The sequence below is a fragment of the Bradyrhizobium sp. BR 10289 genome, assembly GCF_019455385.1.
Classification (GTDB): domain Bacteria; phylum Pseudomonadota; class Alphaproteobacteria; order Rhizobiales; family Xanthobacteraceae; genus Bradyrhizobium.
Window position 1 is genome coordinate 59,438 of the sequence record NZ_JACOFR010000015.1, and the last position, 17,753, is coordinate 77,190.

Sequence of the window (17,753 nt, forward strand, 5' to 3'; positions counted from 1 at the left end):
AGTCGTCGTCACGCCAACTGCAACGACGCCCTTAAAATGAAACCTACCTCGCCGCCCCCTCCGTAAACGCCGTCTCGATCACCTCACCAAACGGCTGCCACGAGCGCCCATCGAACTGCACCAGCCGCATCTGCCTGATCGGCAGATAGCTCGCCGGCGACGTATTCATCCTGATATTGGGCAGCGCGACTGAGGACTGATAGGCCTTCAGTGATGCCGCCTGCCGCATGATGTTCTCGCGCGAGAGATCGTCGCCGCATTGCTTCAGCACCTGCGTCAGTGCCTCGGCCGCGGCGTAGCCATACAGCGCGGCGCTGTTGTTGGTGCTTTCGACGTGATGATATTTGTCCATGAAGGCGAACCAGTCCTTCATGGCGGGATCGTCCTTCCATGCGGGATCGCTTGGATCCTTCAAGAACGCCGCCGAGATCACGCCGGCGGAATTCTCCAGGCCCGCAGGCGCCATCGCATTGGCGATCGAGGCCGAGGCGTCGTTGACGATGACGACCGGGCGCCATTTCATCGACGCCGCCAGCTTGATCACCTTCGACGCGGTCGAGGGCACGCCGAGAAAGACGAAGATGTCGGCGCCCGCGCGCCTGAGGATCGAGACGTGGCCGTCGAGATGCTCGTCGTTGATGTCGAAGGCGATGTCGACGAGCACGAGGCGGTTCAGCTCGCCGAGCCCTTCCTGGATGCCCTTGTAGAGCATGCGGCCGAATTGGTCGTTCTGCCAGAGCACCACGATCTTCTTCCCGGGATAATAGGCCTGGATGTAATTGGCGTAGATGCGCCCCTCCGCGCGGTACGACGGCTGCCAGCCCATGGTCCAGGGAAATGCTTTCGCCTGGCTCAGCTCCTCGTCGCCGGAGGCGACGAACAGCTGCGGCACTTTCTTCTCGTTCAGGTACCAGCGCGCGGCGAGATTGCCGGGCGTGCCGAACGAGCCGAACATCAGGTGCACATCGTCTTTCTCGACCAGGTTTCGCGTCAGCTCCAGTGCGTTTCCCGGATCGGAATTGTCGTCGCGCGTGATGAAGCGGATCTTGCGGCCGTTGATGCCCCCGCGCGCATTGACCATGTCGAAATAGGCCGCCTCCGCCTGGCCTATCGCGCCGAACTCCGACAGCGGCCCCGAATACGGCATGACATTGCCGATGCGGATCTCGTTGGCGGACGCCGATTGGTCTGAATGCTGTTGCTGCGACATCGCCCCCAGCGAAGCGAAGGCGATCATTGAGACGAACAGCAGCCTGCCGGTGACGCGCATGCTCGACACCTTTGTCGTTGGCCCCCTGAGTGAGGTTCGACTTGATCCGCACCCAAGCAGGTTGATCTAGGTCAAACGTTTGGCAAGCTGTGGCTGAGCGACCCGCTTCAAGTGCTCCGAACGAAACGACAGGCGCATTGACGCGCTGCTTCTCCCGGACCATGTGCTTCGGGCGTAGCAGCTAGTCTCCGAACCATGTCGAGAGCGCCTCCACGAGACCTTCGCAATTGCCTGTGCTGACCCAGGCGACATGCCCGTCGGGGCGAATGAGCACGGCGGCGGGGGGCGAAACGACGCCGATCACCGGCATCTCGCAGATACCCGTGAACGACGCGCTGACCTGCCTGACGCGCTCGCGCCAGCGCTCGGGAACGGCGCACTCCGGCGCGCCGAGATCGAGCAGGAGCGGCTGCGCCTCGCGCATCAGCTCGAACACACGCGTTGGACCATCCGCGGTGACGAGGTCGAGGTCGGGCATGCGCCTGCCGAGCAGCGGGTGAGAACCTTCCGCGCCGTAGCGGATGTCGAGGCCGGAGACCTTGGCGGAATACCATTTCCTGGGCTCGTCCATCCTCATGGAGGTGGCGACGAATCCGCGCAGCGCCGTGGTGTGCTCGTCGCCACGGTTGAGCGCGGTGAGTGCCAGCGTCAGCTCCAGCAGCGCGGCGCCGACCGGGTGCCGCTCCGCATGATAGCTGTCCAGCAGGGCGTCGTGCGAGATCCCCTTCACCACCTGGGCCAGCTTCCAGCCGAGATTCACCGCGTCCTGCAATCCAACGTTCAGGCCCTGTCCTCCCACGGGGGAGTGGACATGCGCGGCGTCACCGGCGAGCAGGATGCGGTTCTTGCGATAGGCGTCCGCTTGCCGCGCCGCGTCCGTGAACCGCGACATCCACGTCACCGCATGGATGCCGAGATCCGATCCGTAGCCGGCCTGAAGGGCCGCCCTGAGATCCGATTCCGTGGGACGGGCGTCCTGCTCGAGCCGCTCTTCCGTCACGACGCCACGCACTCGCGGCCCGCCATCGAGCCATCCCAGAGCATACAGCCCCCGCGCCCCGTAGCGGATGCCGAGTGGCGGTTCATCCGCCATGCTGGCTTCGAAGATGAGGTAGCTCGCCTGTGGCTCCGATCCGGGAAACCCGATGCCGGCGGTCTTGCGCACGAGGCTGCGGCCTCCGTCGCAGCCGACGAGATAGCGCGCGCCGAGGCTGCGCCCGTCCGTCAGCCGGACCTCGACCCACTCCGCGGTTTCGACAAAGGTCGCCATCTCACAGCCCCGATAAAGTGTGACGGCCAGTTCCGAGATCCAGTCGGCGAGACCGCGTTCGATCTTTTCCTGCCAGAGACCGAGCGTGTAGTTGTGGCGGCTTGGCCGGTCGTGAGCTTCGAGGACGATGCCCGCGAGCGCGACGGCGTAGTGCTTGGTGCCTTGCGCGAGGAACCTCTCCGCGATGCCGCGCTGATCGAGCAGCTCGATGGCCCGTGGATGCAGACCGCTCGCGCGCGAGCCCTCCACCGCCTGGTCCGGACGCTTCTCGACGATCGCGACGTTCACGCCGGCCAGAGCCAGCTCGCCTGCCAGCATCAATCCAGTCGGACCACCGCCGATGATGATCACGTCATGTTCGGTCATTCGCCACCCCGGGTTTGCCAGTGGGCCTGACTTCTACGGGTGAGGCGGGGTCTTGAAGCAAGAGCCTTGCGCTCCACATATAAGAACTGGAAGGAAGCGCATGGGGTTGCGCGCCGCCCACCCTTCTCCATCGCTTCCGGTTCCCAAGACGATCGCATGCCGGCCCGGCAATCGCATGTGGCCCGCACGATGCAGCGGCGTCGGCAGTAGGCTCCCTCTCCCGCTTGCGGGGGAGGGTCGGGGTTGGGGGTGTCTCCGCGTCGGGATTGTCGAGAATTGCGGAGAGGATCCCATTGCGGAAAGAGCCCTCACCCGCCGCGCGCGGGACGATGCTTCGCATCGCCCGGAGCGCGTCGGCCTCTCCCGCAAGCGGGAGAGGCGGAGCCCCATGGACAATCCCCGTGAAATCCATTGCGATTGCGCGGCCCTGGAGGGAGCGGAGCGGCCCTCGCAAAAACTCGGCGTAAGCGCCTTTACGGCAACCCTCGCGCCTCCAGCTGATGCACCAGCAGTAGCGTCGGTTCGGCGAGACTTTCGCCCGACCCGTCCAGCCCGAACGCGGCCGCGATGCCGTCGCGGCTGCGCAGCAGGCTGGCGCGCGGGCAGTGGCCGGCGCCGCAGAGCGTCTTCTTCAAGGTCTCACCCTGCGCCACGATGCCGGCGGGATCGTCCGTGGCCCAGGCCAGCACGATCGGCACGTCGACATTGATGATGCCGGGGTAGACCGAACGCTTATCATATTGGGCGGCGTCGTCGCCGAGATAGGCCTTCACGCTTTCGCTCGCATCCTTGCCGGCGCGATAGATCCCCGACACCAGCACGACGCCTGCGACGTCGGCACTGTCGGTCTGGAACTCGGGATGCGCCAGCAGGGTCGCGACATGAAAGGCGCCGGCGCCATAGCCGACCGCGACGATCTCGCGGGCATCGCCGTTGAACAGGTCGATATTGCCGTGCACCCAGGACAGCGCTGCCGCAACGTCGGTCGCCCCGATCGGCCACGCCGCCGACGGCGCCAGGCGATAGTTGACGCGCACGCCGATCATGTCGTTGCGTGCGGCAAAGCACATGGCCTGGTCCTGCATCTCGCGCGCGAGGTCCGGCGCGCCGCGGTCGCCGGTAAAGGTGTCGCCGGCCACGAACAGCAACACCGGCCGCGGCGTATCCGCCTTGGTCGCGCTGGCCGCGATGTCGAGCACATTGGCCTCGCTCTCGCCGTAACGAAGGCCGCGCGAGAAGGTGACCTGCTCGCACAGCCGCGCGGTGCCGCCGGCGATGGTGTCGGAATCGGTGAGGCCCGTCAGGACGAGATCGGACGGCATACCCGGGCGCATCGGCACCGGGCCATGCGCGGAGGCGGTCGTGACGGTCAGAACAAGCAAAAATGCGAGATAATTCTTCATGATGTTATCGGCCTTGTGCGCCATAATGGCGCGCGCTTGGGGCCTGTCTTCTCTATTCGCCTTATTAGTTGCAGATTTCGATTAGTGGTGGGCCTTGAGGCGATTTGACGGCACCCCGTACTTGCGAGCGCGGCTCAATTCCCCGGCTGGAACGTGCAATCCGCCCCGCTGCCGTCCTTCCGCCTGATCGCATTGGGGTCGATCGTGCAGCTGAGCTTGGCGAGGCTCTCGAAGTTCGATCCGGCTGCGCCATCGGCGGGAACGCCGGCCAGCGCTTCGGTGGCGAAGATCTCGTTGGCGGTTGAGCCGTTCACTGTCTTCGTCTTCTTGCCGAAGGTCACTTCGCAATTGCGAATGGTGATGTCGACATTGCCGGTGCGGCAGACGATCCGGTCGGCCGTCACCACGATCGGCTTCTTGTAGGGGATGTCGGCATTGGCGGCGAACAGCATGGCCACCGCCTTCTTCTCAGGGCCCGTCAGATCCGGCGACAGCGGCGCGATCACGCCCGCCAGCGCCAGCGCGGTGGAGCCCGAGACCCTTGGTGGGTGTCGCGGCGTGGGCGCCGGCGACATGGGATGACCCGCAAGAACGAGGGCGCAGGCGACGATCGCTCGACCCGATTTCACCCGATCGGCCCCGTCCCGCGTTGCCTGGCTGTTGCCCATGCGCCCCTCCTGCCGGTCCGTTCAATCTAGCATGCCCCCCGATTTGAAAGGCAAGGCCGGGGCGGGGCCCAGTTGCGCGAAGCGGCGTTTTGCACCTGTGTATCAGACGCTTGCGGGAGGCGACCTCGCGTCATGCCGGATGGCGGTTGCTACTGTGCATGGGGTTGTTTTCGCATTTTGTCTTGGACGATCAGGTCCGCTTCATCGTTCTGAACGTGACGGAGTAGCGGCGCGCCTCGACCGGCGGGATGCTGTGCTCCCATTGCGATCGGGCCTCTCCGTCCATCAGGTAAAGCGAGCGCGGGAGAGCCGCGAGCGTGTAGCGCTCCCACTTGTCGCCGCTGCGGCGGCGGAAGCGAAATTTGCAAGCCGAGCCCAGCGACAGGCCGAGCACCTTGTCGAAATGCGGCTTGTCGCGATGCCAGCCGATGCCGACGCCGGCGTCATATTCGGTGCAGAGCACCTGCTGCACGCTGCCCTCTCTCAGCCCCGCCCAGGCCTCGACCTGGCGCGCAACTGGCCGCACCCAGTCCGGGATCGGCTCGGCTTCCGCGAGGCGCTGCAGCGCGTAATCGTAGCTATAGCCGAACCACGCCACCCGGCGGTTGCCCTCGAAGGCACCGAACTGGAAGCGCTGGAGCGGCAATGCCGCGATGCGGCCGATCAGCTCCCGCTCGGTGGCGGCGTCGATAAAATCATTCGTATGTCGGAGACCGGCCGGACTGGCGTCCGGCTCGGCGAACAAACCAAGCTGCGTCATTCCTCCCCTTTCCGTGATGGAACCTATTGGCGGCTGATGCGACTTATCTAGTGACGCGGAAAGTAACGTGCGAGGCTGTCATGGCAGAGAAGCATACCGCCGATCCCACCGAGATCATGCGGGCAACCGGTCATCCTGAACTTGAATACGCCGCCGGCTGGACCATCGCCGGTCTCGTCACCCTCGGCACCATCGTGGCCGCCTGGGTGTTCGCGATCTAACCTGCGGGGAATTGCAGCTCGAAGGCCGCGCCCGTCTCGGTGGGCTTGAGCCTGATCGAGCCGCCATGGCTCGCCATCACCGCGCGCGCGATCGCCAATCCCATCCCCGTCCCGCCCTGGTCGCGGCGGGTGGTGAAGAACGCGTCAAAGATCCTGTCGCGGTTCGGCGCCGAGATCGGCTCGCCGTCATTGCTCACCGTCAGCAGCAGGGTCGTCCGTTCGTCCGCCGCCTCCAGCCGGATGGTCCCGGCCTTATGCCGCATCGCGTTGTCGGCGAGGTGCGATAGCACGATCAGCGCCTTCTCCGAGGACATGCCGATGGCCCGGTCGAGGCTGCCGCTGGCCTCGATGCGGCTCGCCGGAAACCGGCTCCGGAGGTCGGCGATGACGGGCGCGAGCTCGGTCCGCTCGTTCTGCGGCAGGCTCTCGGCGCGGGCCAGCTCGCGCAGCCGCTGCGCCATCGCCTCCAGCCGCTGTGTGTCGGCGAGGATGTTGGCGATGAACGTGTTCTGCTCGGCCGGCGTCAGGCTGCCGGCCTTGCCCTGAACCGAATCCTGCAGCAGCTCGGCGGCGCCCTTGATCGAGGTCAGCGGCGATTTCAGCTCGTGGGTGAGGTGGGCCGAGAAGGTCGCGATGTAGTCCGAGCGCCGCGCCAGCTGCTCGGCCATGCCGAGGAAGCTGTGCGAGAGCTGGGCGAACTCGCGCGTGCCGTAGTGCCGCAGCGGCTGGAACGCCTCGCGGTCGCCGCGCCCAATTCTGGCGGCGCGGTCGATCAGCTCGCGCATCGGCCGCGTGATGGTGCGCGAGAACACCAGGCCGATCGCGATGGTGCCGAGGATCACGGCGAGCCCGGCCAGCACGAACTTGGCCCGCTCCTGGTAGAGATGATCGAAAATGTTGCTCGGCGTCCGCGTGGTGTAGATCACGCCCGCGACGCGGTTGTTGACGATGACGGGCATCGCCGAGAACACGTGCACGCCGAGGCCGCGGCTGAAGGAATAGATCGGCGGCGGCGGCTTGTCCGGCACGCGGTTGCGCAAGGTCGCCCGGTATTGCCCGTGCAGCGCATCCGCGACTTCCTCGATATGGGCGAGCGACTGCCCGACCTCCTGCCGCCCGGCGATCACGACGCCCTGCGGATCGAGGATGCGAAAGCCCGCCAGCGTCACCTTCTGGGTTTCGCGGATGATTGGCGTCAGCTTCGCGCCGATCTCGACATAGGCCGCTTGCGCTGCTTGCGGCGCGGGCAGCGCGTCCGGCCGCCGCCGCAGCAGGTCGTTGGCGGTGAGGTCGAGCGCGGGCCGGATCGGCGTGACCTGGTCGCCGGGATCGGGCAGCACGTTCGGCGGCACCTCGGCGCCGAGCACGAGGCCGCTGTCGAGCCTCGCCGTGATCTCCTGCGCATAGATCGTCGCCAGCACACGGCTCTGCGCGATCAGCTCGGCCTGTGTCTGGCGGATCAGCTGGTTATCGTAGAGGCGGAAGAAGAACAGGCCGACCAGCGGCAGCACGCCGACGGTCGCCAGCACCGTGAAGATCACGAGGGTGAGCGAGGGCCGCCATTTGTCGGGCGCCGCGCTCATGCCTCTGTCTCGCAGCGGCCGAGCTTGAAGCCGACGCCGTGGATGGTCTCGATCACGTTCTCGCAATTTTGCGCCGCAAGCTTGGCGCGGATGTTGCGGATGTGGCTGTCGATGGTGCGGTCGGAGACCTGGATGTTGAGCTGGTAGGCCGCCCGCATCAGCTGCTCGCGGTTGAACACCGAGGTCGGCCGGGTCAGAAACGCGCGCAGGATGCCGAACTCGATCGCGGTCAGCTTCAGCGGCGTGCCGGCGAAGGTCGCGACATGCTGCTCGGGATCGATCAGGAGACCCCCTTGCGACAGCGCGGCCGTACCGGTCTTGGCCTCGCCGTTGCGTGGGGAGAGCCGGCGCAGGATGACATTGACGCGTGCGACCAGCTCGCGCGGGCTGAACGGCTTTGTCACGTAATCGTCGCCGCCGATCTCGAGGCCAAGGATGCGGTCGATCTCCTCGTCGCGCGCCGACAGGAACAGGATCGGCACGTCGGAGCTCTTGCGGACTTCCCGGCAGACGTCGAGGCCGTCGAACTCGGGCATGCCGATGTCGAGCACGATCAGATCGGGCCTGTCGGCGGCAAAGCGGGCGAGCGCCTCCTTGCCGTCGCGGGCCTCGATCACGTCCATGCCGGCCTTCTTCAGCGCGACACGGATGACCTCGCGGATGTGGCCCTCGTCGTCGACGATGAGAATGCGATGCGCCAAGATGATCTCCGCCTCCCTGTCAGCCAGCCGGCTGACGTGCCGCCTGTGCCTCGAGCCTGCGCCCGAGCCGCCAGTTCCGGAAGCCCCAGCTTCGCCAGGTGAGATCCTGGCGCTGCTGTTCTACAAGGCGGTCGCGGCGCGACACAAGGCAGCTCTCCGGCGTGCCGGGCCGGAGCATGAAAGCCTTGTCGATGGCAGGCAGCGCCTGCGGCCCCAGCGTCAGGAGATAGTTGATGTCGACCTGCACGCCTTCGCCCGATGCTTCCCGGCTGTGGGAAACATTGTAGTCGGCAATGAGTGCGTCGAAGTTCATCAGCGAGCAACCATAGAGCACGATCATTAACGCGATCAGATTGGCGCTGATCAGCCACCGGTTGGGCCGGTCGAGCGCGATACGGGCCACGATCAGGATCAGGCCGAGCGCCACCAGCCCCATCCAGATGAAGGCCGCGATACGCCAATATGTCAGCATGTAGATGTCGACGTAGAGATCGAGGCGGAGGATAGAGGAGGCGACCAGGAGCACGTTCTGCCCGACCCAGAGATACACCAGCGGCCGGATCACGTTCGACTTCTCCGCCGCGCCCCCCGGACGCATTGCCACCAGCACGAAGGCGGCGGCGAGCAGGGCGGTCGCGATCAGCGGATAGGCGCCGCGATGGGCATAGGCCGCATAAGTCATGTTCGCGGGGAGCGCGACATGGCCCCAGAGATAGATGCCATCGAGAATGGACTGCGCCGCGAACAGCAGGTTGAACAGGATCAGCGAGCGCAGGATGGTCGAGGGGCCGAGGAATTCCGCCGAGACGATGGGGGCTGCGGGCGGGAGCGGCGGCGGCACGGGTCGATCTGCAACATCGGTGGTGACGACCGTCTTGCGCCGCCAGCGCACATGGATGAACGGCCAGACCAGTGCCAGCATCATGATCCAGAACAGCGCGCGCGGGATGCTGATGTATTCGAGGATGAGCTTTGGATTGAGCAGGGCGACCCACTGCTCGATCACCGGATTGGCCGCGGCGAACAGCGCGACAAAGACGGTGCTGAGCGCTGCCGGGAGCAGCCAGAGCGCGATGCCGCGGGTGAACGCCGACATGTCGAACAGCTGGCGCGCATCGAGCAAAAACCGGAAGGGGCCGAGCAAGACAAGATTTCCTAGCGCGCGGGCACGCTCGCCAAGCCCGTTCGCATCGGGGTTGGTTGCGACTAGAAGCGCAATGACCAACGCCATGGTGAGGATCAGGAACGACAGCGCGTTGAGCTCTTCGACGGCCGGCACGAGGCCGGCGGCGAGAACGGCCGCGCTGATGACGGCGCGCCGTTGATCCAGGGCCGCGTGATTGAACAGCACCGATACGCAAGCCAACGCAATCGCAAACAGCGTCAGCGACAGCCCGATCCGCTCGCCATAGAACAGCCAGTCGGCGAGCCCGGCCAGCGCCAGCGCAAGGCCGACCTTGGTTGGGATCGAGGAATGCCTGATCGGATGGAGTTCCGCTGCGATCGTCGAAGCCAGGCTCGTCATGTGCAAATGACCTTTCGTGATGTGTGGCATCACGAAGTCTGACCGCCTCTTGTGCAGAAGGCGGGATCATCGTCTGCACGGTTTCAGGAGTCTTTTGCAGTTTTCGTGCAGGCGCGCCTTTGCCTCTCGCGCGGCGTGAATCGCTTTGATAGGTGCGAAGCATTCACCACTCCTCCCATGTGGCACATCATGCAATTGCTCCGCCGTATCGGTCTCATCCTGCTCTGGCTGGCCGCACCTCTTGTTGCATTCGCGGCCGCGAACAAGAACGATCCTTATCTGGTGCCGCTGCGCGGCGCCGGAAACATCGCGCTCGTCGTCGCAAGCTTCGCGATCGTCATCGTCCTGCTGCGCAGAGGCCGGTGGCGGACAACCGCCGGCAAGCTGCTGGTCGTGCTCTGGTGCCTGCCGCCGCTGCTGATGTCGACGGCGCATTTGAAGTTCGAGCTGCGCAAGCACGACGTCCTCGCCGCCAGCGCGACGGAGGCGCGCCAGCTCGGGCCGCACTTCATGGTCGGCTATTCCTCCTTTCCGGAGGTCGCACGGCTCGCCGAGCAGGGCCTGATCGGCGGCGTCTACGTCACCCGGCACAACATTCGCGGCCGGACGGTCGAGGCGCTCCGAGCCGAGATTGCGGCGCTTCAGGACAAGCGGCGCGCGGTCGGCCTGCCGCCGCTGGTCGTCGCCGCGGACCAGGAGGGCGGCATCGTCGGGCATCTTGCGCCGCCGCTGACCAAGGTGCCGGCGCTGGCGACGCTCACCGGGCTCGCGCCCGATGAGCAGCAGGCCAGGGCGGAGGAGTTCGGCCGCATCCACGGTCGCGAGCTTTCCGAGCTGGGCGTCAACCTCAATCTCGCACCGGTGCTCGACCTCAAGCCGCCGCAACCGCGCAACCGCCTCGACTTCCATACGCTGATCGGCCAGCGCGCGATTGCGACCGATCCCGTCGTCGTCAGCACGATTGCCAGCGCCTATGTCCGCGGGCTGGAAGAGTCAGGCGTCGGCGCCACGCTGAAGCATTTTCCGGGCATCGGCCGCGTCCGCACCGACACGCATCATTTCAGCGCTGATCTCAACACGCCCGTGAAGGAGCTGGAGGTGACCGACTGGCTCCCGTTCCGCGAGGTGCTGTCGCATTCGCGCAGCGCGCTCATGGTCGGCCATGTCACGCTCACCGCCGTCGACCCCGACCGTGCTGCCTCACACTCGAGGCGCGTGGTCCAAGGCATCATCCGCGACACCTGGAATTACCAGGGCGTCGTCATGACCGACGACCTCGTGATGGGTGCGATCTACCAGAATGACGTCTGCAAGGCTGTCGTCGAGGCGATCAACGCCGGGGTCGACACGTTGCTGGTCGCCTATGACGGCGCGCAATTCTACCGCGTCTTCGCCTGCGCGCTGGAAGGATCGCGTCAGGGCAAGCTGGATGCGGCGATGCTGCGCGCGAGCGACGAGCGCCTGTCGCGAGCCTTTCCGACCGAACAGGCGCGCGTCGTATCGCGCGTCCGCGTCGTCGGGAAGAACTAGCCCTTCGCGAACTGGCGATAGTCCGGCTCGCGGTGGAACCAGAACTCGTAGCCGGTGACGGTCTTCTGCATGGCGACGTCGTGGATCGGCTGGTTGAGTGGAACGATGGGAACGTCGCGCATGCAGAGCGCGATGAAATCCTTGACCGCCTTGTCGTATTCCGCCGCGTCCACGGTGAAGCGCGCCTTGTCGATCAGCGCGTCCATCTCCTTGTTCTGGTAGGAGGAGATGTTGAAGATCGAATTGTTGCCGTGGAAATTCCAGTAGAAGTAATATTCGGGATAATCCAGCCAGCCTGAGAAGCGATTGAGCGCGAGCGGCAGCTCCTTCTTGTTCAGCGTCGTGCGCCAGTTCGCGCCGGGTATCTTTTCGATGGCCGCCTTGATGCCGATCTTGGCGAGACTTTCCTGGATCAGGATTGCCGTCGGCTCGCCGACCGTCGCGGTGCCCGTGTCGATCGACAACGTCGTCTCCAGGCCGGACTCGAAGCCGGCTTCCTTCATCAGGGCCTTGGCCTTGTCGAGATCGGTGACATAGGGAGACGGCTGCGGCCAGACGGGCTTTGAAACTTCAGCGGCTCCGCCATACATCGGAACCGCGCGGCCGAAGAATGCGCTGCTCTGGATCTGCTCATACGGCATCGCCCAGGCGATGGCCTGACGCAGCTTCACATTGTTGAACGGGGGCTTCGCGGTGTTGAGCGCGACGTACCAGAGCGCATTCGGGATCGGCACGCCGGAGACCTTGACTTTGCCCTCCTTGATGATCTGCTCGAAATCGCGCGGCGCGAAGCCGCTGGAGATATCGGCATCGCCCCGCTCCAGCATGGCGCGGCGCGTGCCGGCGGAGGGAACGTCGCGCGCGATCACGCGCTTCACCTTCGGCAGCGGTCCGCTCTTCCAGTCGTCGAAGCGCACCAGCACGGTCTCGCTGCCGGGCTTCCAGCTTTCGATTCTGTAGGCGCCGCCGCCGGCCTCGTTGGACTTCAGCCACGCGAGCGCCCAGGGGTCTTCAGCCGTTGCGTTCTTCTTCGCAAGCTCGGAGTTGATGATGAAGGGCACGACGACGGCGACGTTGAACAGCAGCATCTTGTCCTTGCGCACATAGTCGATGCGGAAGGTGTGATCGTCGACCACGACGAATTGCTCGGGCTTCTCCAGCGACCCCGCCGACATCTGGAAGGTCGGAAATCCCCCGACCTTCACGGCGCGGTCGAACGACCATTTGACGTCCTTTGCCGTCACAGGCGTGCCATCGTGGAATTTGGCGTCCTTGCGAAGCTTGAAGGTGCAGGACATGCCGTCGGCCGCGACCTCCCAGCTTTCGGCAAGCTCCGGCGCGAGCTTCTCGCGGTCGTATGAGATGGTGCCGTCGGGCAGCGTCTTCGAGGCATAGGAGAGCAGGCGATCGTAGCAGTTCCAGGACAGGCCGTTCACGGTCTGGTTGGAGCCGACGCCCTGCATGTCGAGCGAGTTCGGCCCGAGCTCCTGCACCACCAGCAGCGTCTCGGCGCGTCCCTGCGCCCAGGCAAGTGATGGGACAGTCGTCATTCCAGCGATGCCGAGGCCGCCAAGTACGACGCTGCGGCGGCTCAGATCGAAAGACGTTAGGCTCATCAGTGCCTCCTTGATAGCGATTTGCCGTACAAAGAGGCAAGGTATGTGCCATGGGCCGCGCTTCACGGCGTCGCAAGCCGCGTGAGCGGAGCCGTTACGGCGTCACCGCTCCGCGTGCGACCGCGCGCGGGGCGGTCAGCTCTTTCCATGTGGAGTTCGCCACGTGCACCGGCGAGAATGCCGGGCGTTCGACATAATGGCCGTCGCCGGCTTCGGCGCGCAAGTCTCCATCCTTCCAGACGACGCGGCCTCGTGACAGCGTTGCGGCCGGCCCGCCCGTGCAGGCAAAGCCCTCGAATACGTTGTAATCGATCCGGCTCATCTGCCGCTTGGCGCTGATGGTCTTGCTCGCCTTGGGATCCCACACCACGACATCGGCATCCGAGCCGACGGCGACCGCGCCCTTGCGCGGATAGATGTTGAGGATGCGGGCGATGGTCGCCGAGGTCACCGCGACGAATTCTTCCTTCGTCAGTCGGCCGGTGGCGACGCCGGCGGTCCACAACAGTGCAAGGCGATCCTCGATGCCCCCAGTGCCGTTCGGGATTTTCCTGAAATCGCCGAGGCCAAACCGCTTCTGCTCGGTGGTGAAGGCGCAATGGTCGGTCGCGACCACCTGGAGCGATCCGGATTGCAGGCCGGCCCAGAGACTCTCCTGATGTGACCTGTCGCGGAACGGCGGTGACATCACGCGCTGTGCGGAATGATTCCAGTCCTTGTTCTGGTATTCGCTGTCATCGAGCAGCAGGTGCTGGATCAGCGGCTCGCCATAGACGCGCTTCCCCGCCGCCCGGGCGCGGGCGATCGCGTCATGCGCCTCGCGACAACTGGTGTGGACGATGTAGACCGGCGTGCCCGTCATATCGGCGATCATGATGGCGCGGTTGGTGGCTTCGCCCTCGACCTCCGGCGGCCGCGAATAGGCATGCCCTTCGGGGCCGGTGACGCCGCGTGCGATCAGCGCTTCCTGCATCAGGGCGACGACATCGCCGTTCTCCGCGTGAACCACGGGCATGGCGCCGAGATGGGCGCAGCGCGCGAACGAGTTGTAGAGCTCGTCATCGTTCACCATCAGCGCGCCCTTGTAGGCCATGAAGTGCTTGAAGGTGTTGATGCCGTAGGTTTTGACCACGGTCTCCATCTCGTCATGGATCTGCTTCGACCACGAGGTCACCGCCATGTGGAAGCCGTAGTCGGATGCCGCCTTCTCGGATTTATGCCGCCATTCCTGGTAGGCGGCGAGCATCGATTGGCCGGGATCGGGCAGGCAGAAATCCACCACCATGGTGGTGCCCCCGGTCAGCGCCGCCTTGGTGCCGGATTCGAAATCGTCGGCGGTGACGGTGCCCATGAACGGCATTTCGAGATGGGTGTGCGGATCGATGCCGCCCGGAATGACGTAGGCGCCGCCGGCATCGATGATCTCGGCTCCCGTCGGCGCCTCGAGCGAGGCGCCGAGCGCGACGATGGTCTCGCCGTCGATCAGCACGTCGGCACGGCGCGAATGATCGTGATTGACGACGGTGCCGCCGCGGATGAGGAGGGACATGGGAGGCTCCGGACGAGGGAACGAGACGCCGCGAAAGCTAGGCGCGCCGCCCGCGATGCGACAGGCGAAATTTTAGTCAGTCGATGCGGTTAGCTTGCCCGCGCGATCAATCCGTCGAGCATCGCGCGCACGAGGAGGGCGATCTCCTTGCGCAGTGCCGGCAGCGGCACGGCGACCAGCCTCTGCTCGAGTCCCAGCGCCACCATGCCGTGCACGGCCGAGAACAGGCTGCGCGCGGTGATGCCGAGTTCCTCTGTCCCTCGCTTTGGAAACAACGCCGCCAGCGGCGCGTGGATGTGACGGAACAGCTTCAACTGGTCGTCGACGAACCAGTCGGGGACTTCCTTGTCGGGCTCTATGCGGTGCTCGAACAGCGCGCGCCAGAGTTCGAGATTTTCCGCGGCGAAGTCGCAATAGGCGATCGCGATGCGCACCAGCGTCTCCTGCGGCGACGGATTGCCAGCGCGCACCGCTGCACTGAGCGCCTCGTCGAGACGGAGCAGCGTCCGCGAGCCGATGCACAGGACAAGCTCGTCAACGTCCGCGACGAGATTGTAGACCGCGCCATTGGCACAGCCGATCTCGCGGGCGAGATCGCGGGTTTTCAGGCCGGCCAGGCCCCGCTCCGCAATCATACGCTCGGCGGCCCGGATCAAGGCCGCCCGTAGTTTCTCCCGACGCTCCAAGGCCTTAGTCAATTGTTTACCAAATTCTTGAGCGTTGCTCAAATTTTTTCTTGAACAATGTTCATGGCTGCCGCTACTAATCGTTTGTGAGCAACGCTCATAACAGGGAGCTGACAATGTTCAAGACTGTAGTGACACTCTTCCGCGGCAGCGTGGCCGCCGCGGGCGAGGAGCTGGAGGACCGCACGGCCCTTCTGATCCTCGACCAGCAGATGCGCGATGCGGCCGCGGCCGTCGAGCGCAGCAAGCGGACCTTGGCGCTGGCCATCGCCCAGGACCAGCAGGAGGGCCGCAAGCTCGAGGCGACCATCGCCCGCATCGCAGATCTCGAAACCCGCGCGATTGCCGCGCTCGACGGCGGCCGCGAGGATCTCGCCAAGGATGCCGCCGAAGCCATCGCAGGCCTCGAGGCCGACCGGGATGCGGCCATGACGGCCCGCGCGCTGTTCGCGACCGAGATCGCCCGCTTGAAGCGGCACGTCGCGAACGCGCAGGCCCGCATCACCGAGCTCGACCGCGGCCGCCGCGTCGCCCGCGCCTCGGAAGCGGTGCGCTCGCTTCGCCGCAGCGGCATCGAGGCGGCCCGTCCATACGAATCCACGCTGCCGGAGGCGGAGAGCACCTTGCGGCGCCTGCGCGATCGCCAAATGGAGGCCCAGGCTGCCGATGACGCGCTGGTCGAGCTCGATGCGGCCTCCGGCCCGCTCGCCACTGCCGAACGATTGGCCGAGCAGGGCTTCGGCCCCCGGCTCAAGACGACCGCGGACGACGTGCTGTCGCGGTTGAAATCCAAGCGCACCCCGACGGCCTGATCCCAGACCTCATCTCTCAAACCTCAACCTCATTCGAACCAACAGGAGACCATCATGAACCAGAACGGCCAGCCCCACAGCAGCGCCTGGGTGACCTTCACTTACGCGTCCTTCGCCGCCTCCGCCTTCCTCGTCGCCATCGGCGTGTTCTTCCTGCCGATCGACCTCTGGATGAAGGGCTATCTCACCATGGGCATCGTGATGCTGATCCAGACCTGTATCACCCTGACCAAGACGGTCCGCGACAATCACGAGAGCAGCCGCCTGGTGAACCGCATCGAGGACGCCAAGGCCGAGCGCCTGCTGATGGAGGTCTCCAAGGCGGCGTGAGAAGGCGGATGCGCAAGAAGTGGCGGAGCAATCTGTTCCGCCGCTTCGGCGTTCCACCAAGCTTCATATCGCGCCTGCGAAATGCATCGGAGCCATGACGGATCGCGCGAGCCTGCGCCCTTGCGCGCCGAAGCTGGCAAGGACACTCTGGAGAGGCGGCGCATAAGAACGCCGACAACAAGATCTCGGCGAGGAAGCTCATGGCGGTGACGCGGATCGACTGCGACATCCATCCGGCGGTTGGGGGCACGCGCACGACGCTGCTGCCCTATCTCAGCGATCACTGGAAAGAGCAGGTGGTGAGCCGCGCCATCGACGGGCTCGATCTCACCTCCTATCCGCCGAGCATGCCGCTCACGGGCCGCGCAGACTGGCGGCCGGCCAACGGCGCAAAGCCCGGCTCCGATCTTGCGATGGTGCAGAAGGGCGCGTTCGAGCAGTTAGGTGCGAGCCACGCCATCCTCAATGTGCTCTATGGCGCGCAGGCCGTGTTCGATGCCTATATGGCCGCCGATTTCTGCAAGGCCATCAACGACTGGATCGCCGCCGAATGGCTGTCGCGCGACCCCCGTCTGCGCGCCTCCATCGTGGTGCCGATGCAGGATCCGGATCTCGCGATCGAGGAGATCGAGCGCCGCGCCGGCGATGCCAGGTTCGTATCCATCCTGGTGCTGGCGCAGGGCGAGACGCTGCTGGGCCGGCGGCATTTCTGGCCGGTCTACCGGATCGCCGAAAAATACCAGCTGCCGCTCGCGATCCATGCCGGCACGCAATATCGGCAGGCGCCGAGCTCGGCCGGCTGGCCGTCGCATCGCTACGAATATTACTTCGTCGAGGCGCAGGCATTTCAGGCGCAGATCCTGAGCCTGATCTATGAGGGCGTGTTCGGCAAGTTTCCGAACCTCAAGGTCGTGCTGATGGAGTCGGGCGTCAGCTGGCTGCCGGCCTTCATGTGGCGGGCCAACAAGACCTGGCGCGGCGTCCGCGTCGAGGTGCCCTGGGTCGAGCGCGAGCCGGCGTCGATCATCCGCGAGAATTTCCGCGTCACCATGCAGCCGTTCGATGCCCCCTCCGATGCAAAAAGCGTCGAGGAGATCATCGACCAGATCGGCTCCGAAAAAATGTTCCTGTTCGCGTCCGACTATCCGCACTGGCAGTTCGACGGCGATGATCCCATTCCACCGCATCTGCCCAAGAGCGTCATCGAAAAGATGTGTGTCGACAATCCGCTGGCGACGTTCCCGCGGTTGAAGCTGAATGCGTGAACATGATGAGCGTCTCCGGTCTCGAAGCCGTATCGCCGGTGCCACACCTCTCCCGGAGGGAGAGGTCGGATCGCATCGCAAGATGCGATCCGGGTGAGGGCTTACGCTGCACCGAGTTTGCCGCGCCCCCTCACCCGGCGCTTCGCGCCGACCTCTCCCCGTCGGGGAGAGGTGAAGCAATCGCCGAACCTGTTTCAA

At 65.3% G+C, this 17,753-nt stretch carries 16 protein-coding genes; 5 read left to right on the top strand and 11 right to left on the bottom strand.

The features are described from left to right. Window positions 1-43: 43 nt before the first annotated feature. The 5 genes from HYH08_RS23245 to HYH08_RS23265 form a co-directional block, all read right to left on the bottom strand. Entirely contained in the window at window positions 44-1,270 is a 1,227-nt protein-coding gene (locus HYH08_RS23245) for an ABC transporter substrate-binding protein (protein ID WP_220012154.1), read from the bottom strand. Between the two features lie 181 nt (window positions 1,271-1,451). Further along, window positions 1,452-2,906 (bottom strand): FAD-dependent oxidoreductase, encoded by a 1,455-nt coding sequence (locus HYH08_RS23250; RefSeq protein WP_220012155.1) that lies wholly within the window; start codon window positions 2,904-2,906, stop codon window positions 1,452-1,454. A gap of 473 nt (window positions 2,907-3,379) precedes the next feature. Continuing rightward, window positions 3,380-4,309 (bottom strand): alpha/beta hydrolase, encoded by a 930-nt coding sequence (locus HYH08_RS23255; RefSeq protein ID WP_220012156.1) that lies wholly within the window; start codon window positions 4,307-4,309, stop codon window positions 3,380-3,382. 134 nt (window positions 4,310-4,443) lie between these two features. Then, window positions 4,444-4,938, bottom strand: a complete 495-nt coding sequence (locus HYH08_RS23260; RefSeq protein ID WP_220012268.1) for a hypothetical protein — start codon at window positions 4,936-4,938, stop codon at window positions 4,444-4,446. Window positions 4,939-5,167: 229 nt separating this feature from the next. After that, the gene (locus HYH08_RS23265; protein ID WP_220012157.1) at window positions 5,168-5,737 is read right to left on the bottom strand and encodes an alpha-ketoglutarate-dependent dioxygenase AlkB; all 570 of its coding nucleotides are present in this window, start codon (window positions 5,735-5,737) and stop codon (window positions 5,168-5,170) included. 80 nt (window positions 5,738-5,817) lie between these two features. On the opposite strand from HYH08_RS23265, the gene HYH08_RS23270 reads away from it, so the two are divergent. Continuing rightward, window positions 5,818-5,958 carry a hypothetical protein gene (locus HYH08_RS23270; RefSeq protein ID WP_220012158.1) on the top strand — a complete coding sequence of 47 codons (141 nt, stop codon included), beginning with the start codon at window positions 5,818-5,820 and terminating at the stop codon, window positions 5,956-5,958. On the opposite strand, the gene HYH08_RS23275 is transcribed toward HYH08_RS23270, so the two are convergent. The 3 genes from HYH08_RS23275 to HYH08_RS23285 are packed head-to-tail and all read right to left on the bottom strand — an operon-like array spanning window position 5,955 to window position 9,767. Continuing rightward, on the bottom strand, window positions 5,955-7,541 hold the full coding sequence (locus tag HYH08_RS23275; RefSeq protein ID WP_220012159.1) for an ATP-binding protein: 1,587 nt from the start codon (window positions 7,539-7,541) through the stop codon (window positions 5,955-5,957). The genes HYH08_RS23270 and HYH08_RS23275 overlap by 4 nt on opposite strands. Beyond that, window positions 7,538-8,242: a response regulator transcription factor gene (locus HYH08_RS23280; protein WP_220012160.1), complete on the bottom strand. Its 705-nt coding sequence runs from the start codon at window positions 8,240-8,242 to the stop codon at window positions 7,538-7,540. The genes HYH08_RS23275 and HYH08_RS23280 overlap by 4 nt, the downstream gene beginning before the upstream one ends. A gap of 19 nt (window positions 8,243-8,261) precedes the next feature. Continuing rightward, window positions 8,262-9,767 carry a DUF4153 domain-containing protein gene (locus tag HYH08_RS23285; protein WP_220012161.1) on the bottom strand — a complete coding sequence of 502 codons (1,506 nt, stop codon included), beginning with the start codon at window positions 9,765-9,767 and terminating at the stop codon, window positions 8,262-8,264. 189 nt (window positions 9,768-9,956) lie between these two features. On the opposite strand from HYH08_RS23285, the gene HYH08_RS23290 reads away from it, so the two are divergent. Further along, the gene (locus HYH08_RS23290; protein ID WP_220012162.1) at window positions 9,957-11,297 is read left to right on the top strand and encodes a glycoside hydrolase family 3 N-terminal domain-containing protein; all 1,341 of its coding nucleotides are present in this window, start codon (window positions 9,957-9,959) and stop codon (window positions 11,295-11,297) included. Here HYH08_RS23290 and HYH08_RS23295 read toward each other — a convergent pair. The 3 genes from HYH08_RS23295 to HYH08_RS23305 form a co-directional block, all read right to left on the bottom strand. After that, window positions 11,294-12,913 (bottom strand): ABC transporter substrate-binding protein, encoded by a 1,620-nt coding sequence (locus HYH08_RS23295; RefSeq protein WP_220012163.1) that lies wholly within the window; start codon window positions 12,911-12,913, stop codon window positions 11,294-11,296. The two genes, HYH08_RS23290 and HYH08_RS23295, sit on opposite strands and share 4 nt — an antisense overlap. Window positions 12,914-13,007: 94 nt before the next feature. Continuing rightward, on the bottom strand, window positions 13,008-14,462 hold the full coding sequence (hydA, locus tag HYH08_RS23300) for a dihydropyrimidinase (protein ID WP_220012164.1): 1,455 nt from the start codon (window positions 14,460-14,462) through the stop codon (window positions 13,008-13,010). Between the two features lie 89 nt (window positions 14,463-14,551). Further along, window positions 14,552-15,160, bottom strand: coding sequence for a TetR/AcrR family transcriptional regulator (locus tag HYH08_RS23305; RefSeq protein ID WP_220012165.1), 609 nt, complete (start codon window positions 15,158-15,160; stop codon window positions 14,552-14,554). 104 nt (window positions 15,161-15,264) lie between these two features. Between HYH08_RS23305 and HYH08_RS23310 the strand changes: the two genes are divergently transcribed. From HYH08_RS23310 to HYH08_RS23320, 3 genes are all read left to right on the top strand, one after another. Further along, the gene (locus tag HYH08_RS23310) at window positions 15,265-15,960 is read left to right on the top strand and encodes a PspA/IM30 family protein (protein ID WP_220012166.1); all 696 of its coding nucleotides are present in this window, start codon (window positions 15,265-15,267) and stop codon (window positions 15,958-15,960) included. A gap of 54 nt (window positions 15,961-16,014) precedes the next feature. Continuing rightward, complete coding sequence (locus tag HYH08_RS23315; RefSeq protein ID WP_015688680.1) at window positions 16,015-16,290, top strand: YiaA/YiaB family inner membrane protein; 276 nt, start codon at window positions 16,015-16,017, stop codon at window positions 16,288-16,290. A gap of 200 nt (window positions 16,291-16,490) precedes the next feature. Further along, window positions 16,491-17,555 (top strand): amidohydrolase family protein, encoded by a 1,065-nt coding sequence (locus HYH08_RS23320; RefSeq protein WP_220012167.1) that lies wholly within the window; start codon window positions 16,491-16,493, stop codon window positions 17,553-17,555. Window positions 17,556-17,753: the final 198 nt, after the last annotated feature.